This is a genomic window from Winogradskyella immobilis, assembly GCF_021887715.1.
Taxonomy (GTDB): Bacteria; Bacteroidota; Bacteroidia; order Flavobacteriales; family Flavobacteriaceae; genus Winogradskyella; species Winogradskyella immobilis.
Genome location: NZ_JAIQXX010000024.1, coordinates 24,109 through 36,399 on the forward strand (window position 1 = coordinate 24,109; position 12,291 = coordinate 36,399).

Consider the following 12,291-nt stretch of genomic DNA (forward strand, 5'->3'; position numbering starts at 1 on the left):
AAATTATTAACCTTCTTTACGTAGCACCTCTAATGGTGGACTTGTCAGTACACTTTTACTATTTACTAATCCAATAAATAGTACTAGTGCTGTAATTCCTGGTAAAAACACCAAAAATGGAATAAATGATGGTACAAAATTGACTTCAAACACAAAACTAGCTAACAATTGACTGCTTATTAAAGACAATAAAACACCTATACCACTCCCTAATATTCCTAAGTAAAAATACTCTAAAGCATTAATTTTTAATATCTGTTTGCTATTGGCTCCAAGTGTTCTTAGTAATACACTTTCTCGTATACGCTGATATTTACTTGTTCTAACTGAACCTATTAAAACAATGATGCCCGTAAGAATACTGAAAAAGGCCATAAAATTAATTACCCAAGAAATTTTATCTAATACATCTTCAAGTATACTAAGGATTTGTCTCAAATCGATAATCGATACATTAGGAAAATTTTTAACTAAATCTCGTTGTAAATTAGCTGAACTTTCTTCATCTGGAGCATAGGTTGTAAGTACATGAAACTGTGGGGCATTTTCTAACACTCCTTTAGGAAATACAATTGAAAAATTCATTTGTGCACGACCCCAATCTACAGTTCGGATGCTTCCTACAATTGTATTCATTAAAACTCCTTGAATATTAAATACAATCTCATCTCCTACTTCTACATCTGTATCTTGGGCTAAATTGCTTGATATAGAAATCTCAGTAGGCTTACCTAATTCAATTTCTGAAATCCATTCTCCTTCTGACAATACTTCAGAATCCACTAAAGAATCTCTATACGTTGCTCTAAATTCATTATTTAATACCCAATTTCTCACTCTTGATGTACTATCTTTTCTGATGGTATTAGATAATACTCCTTTAATACTATGCATACGCATTGTAACGATAGGTAAATCATCTATAATTGGTAATTCTTTTGAAGTAATATTAGGGATTATAGCTTCTTTTTGAGCTGTTTGCACATCCATTAAAATAATGTTTGGGTCTTTAGTTCCGTTTTCTATAGACGTTCGTGCCTGCAGCATATCTTTTGTAAAATATAATGTGCTAATTAAAAACGTTCCTAAACCAATGGCTAAAATCAAAACCATAGTTTGATTGTTTGGTCTAAACAGATTCAATAAACTTTGACGTGCTATAAATCCCCAAGATTTAGGAAAAAATCTTTTAATCGCTTTCATAAACAAGATCGCAACACCTGCTAATATCGAAAATGTTACCACCACAGTAATTACAAAACCTAACGCATATGCTCCACTTTCTAATAGCCAAAATGAAAACAAATAAATGAACAACAATACACTTCCGAATGTTAAAAATCTTGCACGTCTCGATTTTATGAGACTCCCTTCTTGTATCCGTAATACTTCTAACGGAGATACATACCAAGTATTTAGCAAAGGCAGTAAAGCAAACAATACTGACATAAACACGCCTAATAAAAGCCCCATAATTATAGGCGATATAGAAAATGAAATCTCAACATTAAAAGGTAAAAATTCTTGAATAATTAATGGGAATGTTTGTTGAAGTCCTATACCTATAAGTGTACCTATCAATCCGCCAACAAATCCCATACCTGCTATTTGAATAAGGAAAATTAAAAACGTTTGTTTCCGGGTAGCGCCCATACATTTAAGCACAGCTACAGCACGTAGTTTTTCTTTAATATAAATGTGCACAGAACTTGCTATACCAATACAACCCAATAACAACGCAATAAAAGCAACTAAGTTTAAAAACTTACTCACATTTGTATAACTACGTCCTAAACGTTGACTCGTTACTTTATGCGTATCTAAATCTGCATTTTCGGCATCGAGAATAGGATCTAGGTTTTCATTTAATGCATCTAAATCCATAGTTTCTGGTGCCACAAAAAAATATTGATATTCTTTACGACTACCGACTTGTAATAATCCTGTTTTTTCGATAAAACGAAACGGAATTAATACTGGTGGTGCTACTGAAGTAGAAATTGCTGAACTTCCTGGCACAGATTTTAATGACCCTAAAATAGGTATGGTAAGATTTCCTATTTTAATAGAATCTCCAGGTTTCAAATCATACTGTAACATCATCGTGGCATCGACTAATGCTCCTCCTTTTTCCTGGTATTCTTGCGCTGCTGAAATTGGCTCAGTATCTAATGTTCCATAAAACGGAAACTGACCTTCTATGCCTCTAACACGTACTAATTTAGAATCATCATTTTTGGGAAATGCCGCCATAGAAGCAAAATTGACTTCGGAAGCATCACTTCCACCAAGAGAATCTATGATTCCCTGAACGCGTTCATTAGGTAACTGTCTACTATCGATAATAAAGTCAGCTCCCATTAAGGCTTTAGATTGTTGCCCTATATTTTCTTTTAAATTTTCGCTAAAAGATTGTATCGATACTACAGCTGCAATACCTAAAATGATGGATGCCATAAAAAGCAATAAACGTGTTGCACTTGCTTTTCCATCTCTCCAAGCCATTTTAAATAGCCACTTTACACCTGCTTTTGAAGAATATTTACTCAAGACTATACTGTGCGTTCGTTAGTTAATACTTTTCCGCCTTTTAAACGAAGAATTTGCTGAGTTCTATTTGCCAAATCTAGATCGTGAGTTACTATAACTAAAGTTGTGCCGGCTTCTCTATTTAATTCAAAAAGTAACTGTATCACTTTTTCGCCTGTTTCTTCATCTAAATTTCCTGTAGGTTCATCCGCAAATAATATGGATGGTTGATTAGAAAATGCTCTTGCTAAAGCCACACGTTGCTGTTCTCCACCAGATAATTGCGATGGATAATGATGAAGCCGATCTGTTAAACCTACTTTATCAAGCAAGTCCGTAGCAATTTTAGCTGCGTTTTTAGCACCTTGTAATTCTAAAGGCACACTTACATTTTCTAAAGCACTTAATGTTGGCAATAATTGAAAATTTTGAAAAATAAAACCAACCTCTTTATTACGCATTAAAGCACGCTGGTCTTCATTCATATCTTGTAAAGGCACTCCACATAATTCAACACCACCAGAATTTGGTTTATCTAAGCCTGCACAAAGCCCTAACAACGTTGTTTTTCCACTTCCGGATGGCCCTACAATAGAAAAAGTTTCTCCTTTTTCAATTTCGAATGAAATATCATTTAATACTGTTAATTTTTTTGAACCACTAGTATATGTTTTCTCTAGGTTATGAATCTTTAATATCTTTGGCATATATACTGTTTAAGCTTTTTTACTCTAAAAGAGCAAAGTAAAGAAATGATTTTAATCTAAGACGAGTAACACTATGGATTGTAACTTAAAATTTCGTTATTTTTTAATTTTTATTTTATTTATGGCCTGTGGTGATAGTTCTAATGGTGTAAAAAAGAATAAGGTGAGTGATAATTCTGAAACAGAAAACGAAACCAAAACTACAAACAAAACCATTTTATTTTATGGAGATAGTTTAACTGCTGGTTTTGGTTTAGATGATATTGATGATGCATTCCCTGCATTAATACAAACAACTATAGACTCATTACAATTAAATTATACGGTAATTAATTCTGGGGTAAGTGGTGAAACTACATCTGGTGGACGCAATCGTTTAAATTGGGTACTCAACCAAACCGTAGACATTTTTGTATTGGAGTTAGGGGCAAATGATGGATTACGTGGCATTCCACTTAACGAAACTCGTGAAAATTTACAAGCCATGATAAATATGGTAAAAGAGAAAAATCCCGAAACAAAGATTGTTCTCGCAGGTATGCAAATTCCTCCTAATATGGGACAAGATTATACAACAGAATTCAGAAATATTTTTCCTGAATTAGCTCAAAAAAACGAAGCACACTTAATTCCTTTTTTACTTAAAGATGTTGGTGGCATTCCCGAATTAAATCAAGGAGATGGTATACATCCAACTATAGAAGGGCAAAAAATTGTAGCGAATAATGTTTGGGATGTACTAAGGGATATTGTTCAATAAATTATTCATAATATCTTATTAAAATCAATATAAAATGCGAAACTTTATTGTTTTATTAATACTTATATGCATGTTCCATTCTTGCAATACCAAATCAGTATCTCCTCGTTTTAATCATGTGATGTTATACACTGCTGATTTAGAAGCTACACTAAAATTTTACAAATCCGCTTTTGATTTAGAAGTTACCAATCATCTAAAAACAATAAAACGCACACAAGAAGATGGAAGTATTTCTGAAGCTGATATAAACATTGCCTTCTTAAAATTTAAAGGCCAAGATTTTGTTTATGAGATTGCTGAAATTCCTAATTTATTGCAAACAGAAAACCCAGGTTATAATGTATTTCAGCATATAGGTATAGATGTTGAGGATATCAAAAGTGCTTCAGATAGAATTTTAGAAGTTGGCGGCATTACTTTAAGACCAGAAGAATTAGTAGAAGCAAAAGGTATTACTACAAAACACGCATTTTTTACTGGACCAAGTGGGGAAACTATTGAACTCATGCAAGTGATAGATGGCGAGTTTTAAACACCATTTCAAAAATGCATTTTCATACCCTCATGAGATTTTATAAATCCTAGGTCTTCATAAAACTTAATAGCGTCAGGACGTTTTTTATCTGTAGTCAATTGTAGAACATGTGCGTTTTTTTCCTTAGCACGTTCAATTGCCCATAAAAACATTTGTTTTCCTAAACCTTGTCCTCGTCTATTTTTCTTAATTCTAACGGCTTCAATTTGTGCTCTAATTCCACCTTTATACGTGAGGTACTGAATAAAACTCAATTGCATGGTTCCTATAATTTCTCCTGAATCTTCAACGACTATCAATTCTTGATTAGCATCCGCATTAATGTTTTCAAATGCCTGATAATATGTATCAGGAAGCGGATCTGCAAATTGTTCTCTCGTTTTACCTAACTTATCATCTGCAATCATTTCTACAATAGCAAAGACGTCAGCTTTTGTTGCCTTTCTATAAATCACCATTTAATTATTTATATCTCCAACTTGTTAAATCCGTTCCCGCAGGTGCTGATTCCATTATACGTTTCATAATTTTTGGCACATACATACTATTGTAACGTAAACGCGAAATATGATTAGGGTTGTCATGATCGCCATTCCAACAATGCTCAGCGCGGTCTCCATAATCTACTTCTCCATCGTAATAGGGATCAGTTGTACTTTCTAAAAAGTCTTCCATCATATATACAGCATTGTTTAAATAATAGTTATCCATGTCACCACAGTAAATATGAATCTTACCTTTTAATTTAGGCCCTAATTTATCCCAATCGCGTTCCATGATATGACGTAAATCGTAATTTTCTCGCCAATATTCTGCGACTTCATGGTCTATCTCTCCCGTTCGTTTATCCCATAAACGTTGCGGGTAACCTTCTTTATTTTGAGGAGAATATGTCGCTTCCCATATATCGTATTGTCCTCCTGAACGAGATTTATCACCTAGAACCAATTCTAAATGGTTAGATTCTCTTACTGTAGAACTTATATGACCTAAATAATCACGATGGCCTGGAATTTCTATAGTTTTATGATTGCTCTTTTTATAATAAGCATTCTCATCATTATAAATATCAATTAAGGTATAAGCTCTAAAATCTATAGGATCTGGACAGGCTGCAAAACAACCATTGTATTCATCTGGGTATTTAACTTGCACAGCCAAAGCCTCCCAACCACCTGTAGAACCACCATATAAAAAGCGCGACCAACCTTCTCCTTGACCTCTAAATAATTTTTCGATGTGAGGAATTAACTCATAAGTTATAGCATCTCCATATGGTCCTTGACTTGCCGAATTCACTGCATACGAATCATCGTAATAAGGCGTCGGATGTTGAATTTGAATAATTAAAAACCGAGGAAAGTCTGGTTCATTCCAACGTTTATAAAAATTGTAAGCTTCTTGTTGTTGAGTAATGTTATAACCATTTACATTAAAACGAGCAGAGTAATCTGGCTTTAAATTGGGATCTGGTGGCGTCGTTCTGAAACCTCCAAAATCTGAAGGAAAATGACCTTGAAATACCATTAATGGATATTTAGCTTCTGGATGCTCATTAAATCCTTTTGGTAATAATACATGCGCTCCTAAATAAACATCTCGTCCCCAAAAATCTGATAACAAATCTGATTTCATATTAATATGTTTAATCCATTCGGTATCTTTTGGTGCTTCAATTTCAGGAATGACTTTATCTAAAACTACATTAAAGTTTTCAACACCTTTATCGGTTACCGTAACTTTAATTGGTGTACTGTATAAGTTACCTGGTGATATTCTCCAACGTTGACCTTCACCATTATCCATAGGTAATTTTACCTGATGACCAGTAGACAAATTAAAAGTTTCATAGGTATGAAGCAATGCTTGCACATAATACTCTCCAGGTTTTATTTTTGAAAGGTTTTCATAAGGAAACCCAAAAACTTCATCATTAAAATACATTTCATTTTCCGAAGAAAAATTTTCTACATTGATTCCAAAAACTGGTTGAGCTTTTAAATCTCCAGTAACTTGAAATCTCGGTTCTGTATCATTATTATCTGAAAATATGAGAAGTAAACGTCCATCTAAAGCTTCTGTGTCGATTGCTTTTGAAATTGACACACTTACTTCTATAGACGATTTATCATTTAGTTTAGAATTGCAACTCCATAGAAAGACAAATACTAATACGAAAAATGGTTGGTATGATTTCATAAGATTATATATTTTCCTAAAAGGTAATAATAATCTTTGAAAATTGAAAAAAGTAATTTAAGGTTAGTTAAGATAACTCTTAACAACTACTTCTATGTTGCTCTCTTGCTAACAATGTGTTTTTAAGAAGCATAGCAATAGTCATTGGACCAACGCCTCCTGGAACTGGTGTAATGTAACTTGCTTTTTTCTTTACGAATTCAAAATCAACATCTCCAGTAATGTAGTAACCCTTTTCGGAATCATCTGGTACACGAGTAATGCCTACATCTATAATAACAGCATCATCTTTTACCATCTCAGCCTTTAAAAACTTAGGTATACCTAATGCCGAAATAATTATATCTGCTTGAGATGTAATTTGAGTAATGTTTTTAGTATGACTGTGTGTTAAGGTTACGGTTGAATTCCCAGGAAAACCTTTTCTCCCCATTAAGATACTCATAGGGCGACCTACAATATGAGAACGACCAATAACTACAGTATGTTTACCTTTAGTTTCTACACCATAACGGTCTAATAATTCTAAAATACCAAATGGTGTTGCTGGAATAAATGTTGACATATCTAATGCCATTTTACCAAAATTAGTAGGGTGAAAACCATCCACATCTTTGTCCGGATTTACAGCCATCAGAACTTTTTGTGTGTTAATTTGAGGTGGTAATGGTAACTGAATGATAAATCCATCAATATCAGCATTATTGTTTAACTCATCTATCTTATCTAATAATTCTATCTCACTAGTGGTATTAGACATACGTACCATGGTAGACTCAAAACCTACACGCTCACATGCTCTAACTTTACTTCCTACATACGTTAAACTTGCGCCATCATTACCAACAATAACTGCCGCTAAATGTGGAATTTTTTCGCCTTTAGCTTTCATTTGTTTAACTTCTTCGGCAATTTCGTCTTTAATATCGTTGCTTATTTTTTTTCCGTCTAATATTGTCATGCTTTTATTAGTTTTCAGTTGCAGTGGCAGTATTCAGTTGCTTACAACTATTGTTTTATTTATTCTTCCTTAACACCAAACTTGCTAGGATTATTAATCATATAATTGATAAGTTTCCCAACTTCAGTTCCTTTATTTATCAATTCAATGTATTTCTCTTTTGGTATGTATTTACATTCAAAAGCAAAGTCGAGCCACGTATTTGTTTCTGAGTTTTCAGCATCCGCATCTGTTAACTTACTAATGAAATGTTTTGGGTATTTACGTTTTCTGTAAGATTCCGAAATGTTTGCACAAACAGATCGAGAACACCTTCTTATTTGATCTGTAAGAGAATATATTTCTTCTTTTGGAAAAGATTTAGATATTTCGAAAATCGACATTGCTAGTTCAAATCCTTTTTGATATGCTAGTAATTTTTTGAAATCCATAAATCAACTATTAATTCTTTTTATAACTATAACTGCATACTGAGACAGAATACTGCAAACTATACTATTGCATACCTTTCATCATTTGCATCATACGTTTACCTCCGCCGCCTTGCATCATTTTCATCATTTTACTCATCTGAGTAAACTGTTTTAACAATTGATTGACTTCTTGTACCGAAGTACCAGAACCTTTAGCTACACGTTTTTTACGACTTGCATTAATTAGCGATGGATTAGAACGTTCAGCAGGTGTCATAGAATGAATAATTGCTTCAATACCTTTAAATGCATCGTCATCAATATCTACCCCTTTCATCATTTTACCAGCTCCAGGGATCATTCCAATAAGATCCTTCATGTTCCCCATTTTCTTAATCTGCTGTATTTGTTTTAAGAAATCATCAAACCCAAATTGATTTTTAGCAATCTTCTTTTGAAGTTTTCGTGCTTCTTCTTCATCAAACTGTTCTTGTGCTCTTTCAACAAGAGACACAACATCTCCCATTCCTAAAATACGATCTGCCATACGCGATGGATAGAACACATCTATTGCCTCCATCTTTTCGCCAGTACCAATAAACTTAATCGGTTTATTAACCACAGATTTAATAGAAATAGCTGCACCACCTCGAGTATCACCATCTAATTTTGTTAAGATGACACCATCAAAATTTAAAATATCATTAAAGGCTTTTGCTGTATTTACAGCATCTTGACCTGTCATAGAATCTACAACAAATAGCGTTTCTTGCGGCTGAATTGCTTTATGAATATTTGAGATTTCAGTCATCATCGCTTCATCCACAGCCAAACGACCTGCGGTATCAATAATAACAACGTTATGCCCATTAGCTTTTGCATGAGCTATACCAGCTTTAGAAATCGCAACTGGGTCATTATTTACTCTATCACTAAATACCTCAACGCCTATTTGATCTCCTACAACATGAAGTTGATCTATCGCAGCAGGACGATACACATCACAAGCTACTAAAAGTGGCTTTTTTGTTTTTTTGTTTTTAAGATAATTAGCAAGTTTACCTGAAAATGTTGTTTTACCAGAACCTTGCAAACCAGACATTAAAATAACACTAGGATTACCTGAAAGATTAATACCTTCAGCATCTCCACCCATTAATTCAGTAAGCTCGTCTTTAACAATTTTCACCATTAATTGCCCTGGTTGTAATGTAGTTAGTACATTTTGTCCAAGTGCTTTTTCTTTTACTCTATTGGTAAATTGTTTTGCTATTTTAAAATTAACATCGGCATCTAAAAGCGCACGTCTTACTTCTTTAAGCGTCTCAGCAACATTAACTTCTGTAATGCTACCGTGACCTTTTAATACATGTAACGCTTTATCTAACTTGTCGCTTAAATTATTAAACATATATCCTTTAGTTTTTAAGTTCTGCAAAAATAAGGATTTGAATAGATTTTATTTATAAAACTTTTATTATTATAACCCTAAAACAAATTCTAAATTAAAAATAAAAAAGACTGTTAAGCATAATGCTTAACAGTCTTGATAAATAGAATCTAACTAACTTACAACTTAAAATCGTTTTTTTAGAATAGGTTAAGTTCTATAGACTTGAGGCTAATTTATTTAAAGTTGCTAATTACGTTCTAATACCAGTCTATTTTCTGTTCCATCAATATCAAATCGATCAATCAATTCTATACGGTTTGTTGTTACACTTACAACATTCCAACGTTGAGTAAGCTCATCAAATGGGTCGTCATCTGTACCAAAATTAGTACCTAATCTCAATTCACCTTCATCATCTCTATATGCTAACCACGACCCTTCTAATGTATTTCCATTGCCTTCCACAAATAAAGCACCACTTTGCTCAAAGTCAATCGCGTAACCATTATAATTATCGGTTTCATCATCACTTCCATCTTCGTACAATGTAACTTCCCAATCACCTCCAAAGATTGCATTTCTTATAAATATTACATCTTCATCTACATTATCTTCACAAAATCTTCTGATGACCATATCGATATTTTCACCATCTAGCACAAATCTATCTTCATCTAAGAATACAATATTCCATTGAAAAGAGATGTTAGGACGGTCATTAAGATTTATAGTTAATACAAATCTTCCACCATTTCTAGAAACATCCCAAGTACCAAATAAGAATTGTCCGTTTACTCTTAGTAATAATTGTCCGTCTTCTTGGAATAACAATGGTGTACCTACAAAGTCTGCTTCGTTATCATTATTATCAATTCTTATTCTTGTAATTCTCCAGAAACATTCTTGCAAAACATCTTCAATACGATCGATAGTTTCATCTAATAAGTCACAATTTTTGATTAATCTAATTCTATTCCCTGCATCTGTAAAGAATAAAATACGATCTTCTGAAATATCATTTACAATCCATTCTAAATTAAATACTTCACCAAAAGCTTCAAACTCTAATAAAACTAAAGCACCATTATCAGTCACTCGTGTTTCCCAAGTTCCTCTAAAGATTGCTCCATTTGCTGTTCTGGCAATAACATTACCATTGTTTCTGAAGTTTAATAAAAATCTAATAACATCTGTATTTTCATTACCATCTCTAATAGCGGCAGTCACTTCCCAAGGACACATTGCTAATAAGGCTTCTAATCGTTCTTGTGTAAAGTCATCGTCAGTGAAGTCATTATCATCATCTTCGTCACATTCTGCTCTTGCAGATCGAATTGTATTTACTAATTCTGCATTATTGTTTACTTGTACTTGAGTTCCATCAGCTAACTCCAAACTAACAGGATAGTTAATACTTGCTCGTAAACCATCTCTAACTTCTTGTATAAATCTAAATAGTTCTCGATCATTATCAATACTAATAACATTAATCACTGTTGATTCATCATTAAATACAGATACTGAAAAAGGATATACAAAATCAATACACTCTATATCATCGTCTTCTTCATTTTCTGCAGCACATTCTTCAATAAAACGATTTAACTCTTCTTGATTATTAATCTCAATTGTTGAGTGATCACTTAAAATAATAGTGATCGGAAACATAATCTCCAAATCATCGTCATCATCATCAAATTCATCAAAAATTGCTTCGACGACTGCAAAATCTTCTTCAGAATCTATGATAATTTCTACACCATTTACTAAAACAGTAACTGGCAATTGAACTGATAAGCAACTCGCTCTATCAATAATATTATCTCTAGACCCATCAAAAGTAGCTGTTGCTTGTACCAGACTAGACAACTCTGAATTTGCAACAATAGCTTCTGCTTCAGTTGGCTCAATAACATCTACTATTTCATCTTGACAAGACATAAATAGTAGTGCAACAAAAAATGGTAATACTAGTAATGATTTAAATTTCGTTTTCATAATGTAGGTTTTTGAGTTTAACATTGCTTATTTAACTATAGAACAGTTGTTTTTACAAAACTCCTACCTCCTATTCTATTTTTTTTAAATTTACACTATTAGATTCCTTATTTATGGCTAAACCATTACATACAGATATATGTGAAGAACAGTTGTTTTCTAGCTTGTTTAAAAAGCATGCTACACATCTTCACAACTTTTTGTATTATAAGTTTGGTGAGTTATTAAACCCAAAAGATAAAATGCAGGAGGCTTTTATAAAGTTATGGGAGAATTGTGCTAAAATAAGTCCAGATAAGGCAAAGAGTTTTTTATTTACTACTGCCAACAATTTAATGCTTAATGAAGCTGCACATCAAAAGGTTGTATTAAAACATCGGCAAATTCCACAAAAACAAAGTACTAATGAATCTCCCGAATTTGTTTTACAAGAAAAAGAATATCATAAAAAATTAGAAGTTGCCATTGCTAATTTATCTGAAGCGCAACGTGTTGCTTTTTTAATGAATAGAATTGAAGGCAAACGCTTTAAAGAAATTGCAAACCTATTAGGTATTTCTGTGAAAGCTGTTGAAAAACGTATTTATGGAGCATTAAAGAAATTAAGGGAAGATATTGAAGGAATTTAATGTTAGGCACTTCGACAAGTTGAGTTTAATATATTAAGTGTTAGGCACTTCGACAAGCTCAGTATGACATGTTAGGTGTTAGGTGTTAGGTGTTAGGTGTTAGGTGTTAGGTGTTAGGTGTTAGGTGTTAGGTGTTAGGTGTTAGGTGTTAGGTGTTAGGTGTT

11 protein-coding genes are annotated in these 12,291 nt (G+C 33.0%); 3 read left to right on the plus strand and 8 right to left on the minus strand.

What is annotated here, in order from left to right; all coding sequences use genetic code 11:
* Positions 1–6 precede the first annotated feature (6 nt).
* Together K8Z87_RS12900 and K8Z87_RS12905 are read right to left on the minus strand one after the other, a co-directional pair.
* A complete protein-coding gene (locus K8Z87_RS12900) occupies positions 7–2,505 on the minus strand; it encodes an ABC transporter permease (RefSeq protein WP_227478001.1) in 2,499 nt (832 codons plus the stop codon).
* A 47-nt stretch (positions 2,506–2,552) separates the two neighbouring features.
* Complete coding sequence (locus K8Z87_RS12905; protein ID WP_227477991.1) at positions 2,553–3,236, minus strand: ABC transporter ATP-binding protein; 684 nt, start codon at positions 3,234–3,236, stop codon at positions 2,553–2,555.
* A 73-nt stretch (positions 3,237–3,309) separates the two neighbouring features.
* Between K8Z87_RS12905 and K8Z87_RS12910 the strand changes: the two genes are divergently transcribed.
* Together K8Z87_RS12910 and K8Z87_RS12915 are read left to right on the plus strand one after the other, a co-directional pair.
* On the plus strand, positions 3,310–3,996 hold the full coding sequence (locus K8Z87_RS12910; RefSeq protein WP_227477992.1) for an arylesterase: 687 nt from the start codon (positions 3,310–3,312) through the stop codon (positions 3,994–3,996).
* Positions 3,997–4,030: 34 nt separating this feature from the next.
* Positions 4,031–4,531: a VOC family protein gene (locus K8Z87_RS12915; RefSeq protein ID WP_227477993.1), complete on the plus strand. Its 501-nt coding sequence runs from the start codon at positions 4,031–4,033 to the stop codon at positions 4,529–4,531.
* Positions 4,532–4,539: 8 nt separating this feature from the next.
* Here the strand turns inward: K8Z87_RS12915 and K8Z87_RS12920 are convergent, their stop codons facing one another.
* The 6 genes from K8Z87_RS12920 to K8Z87_RS12945 all read right to left on the minus strand — a co-directional run bounded on the left by K8Z87_RS12920 (position 4,540) and on the right by K8Z87_RS12945 (position 11,498).
* The gene (locus K8Z87_RS12920) at positions 4,540–4,992 is read right to left on the minus strand and encodes a GNAT family N-acetyltransferase (protein ID WP_227477994.1); all 453 of its coding nucleotides are present in this window, start codon (positions 4,990–4,992) and stop codon (positions 4,540–4,542) included.
* 4 nt (positions 4,993–4,996) lie between these two features.
* On the minus strand, positions 4,997–6,733 hold the full coding sequence (locus K8Z87_RS12925; protein ID WP_227477995.1) for an alpha/beta hydrolase-fold protein: 1,737 nt from the start codon (positions 6,731–6,733) through the stop codon (positions 4,997–4,999).
* 79 nt (positions 6,734–6,812) lie between these two features.
* The gene (locus tag K8Z87_RS12930) at positions 6,813–7,694 is read right to left on the minus strand and encodes a bifunctional 5,10-methylenetetrahydrofolate dehydrogenase/5,10-methenyltetrahydrofolate cyclohydrolase (RefSeq protein WP_227477996.1); all 882 of its coding nucleotides are present in this window, start codon (positions 7,692–7,694) and stop codon (positions 6,813–6,815) included.
* A 59-nt stretch (positions 7,695–7,753) separates the two neighbouring features.
* The gene (locus K8Z87_RS12935; protein WP_227477997.1) at positions 7,754–8,125 is read right to left on the minus strand and encodes a four helix bundle protein; all 372 of its coding nucleotides are present in this window, start codon (positions 8,123–8,125) and stop codon (positions 7,754–7,756) included.
* A gap of 64 nt (positions 8,126–8,189) precedes the next feature.
* Complete coding sequence (ffh, locus tag K8Z87_RS12940; protein ID WP_227478002.1) at positions 8,190–9,518, minus strand: signal recognition particle protein; 1,329 nt, start codon at positions 9,516–9,518, stop codon at positions 8,190–8,192.
* Positions 9,519–9,746: 228 nt separating this feature from the next.
* Positions 9,747–11,498, minus strand: coding sequence for a hypothetical protein (locus tag K8Z87_RS12945; protein ID WP_227477998.1), 1,752 nt, complete (start codon positions 11,496–11,498; stop codon positions 9,747–9,749).
* 113 nt (positions 11,499–11,611) lie between these two features.
* Here K8Z87_RS12945 and K8Z87_RS12950 point away from each other — a divergent pair, with 113 nt between their 5' ends.
* Complete coding sequence (locus K8Z87_RS12950) at positions 11,612–12,127, plus strand: RNA polymerase sigma factor (RefSeq protein ID WP_227477999.1); 516 nt, start codon at positions 11,612–11,614, stop codon at positions 12,125–12,127.
* The last annotated feature ends 164 nt before the right edge of the window (positions 12,128–12,291 follow it).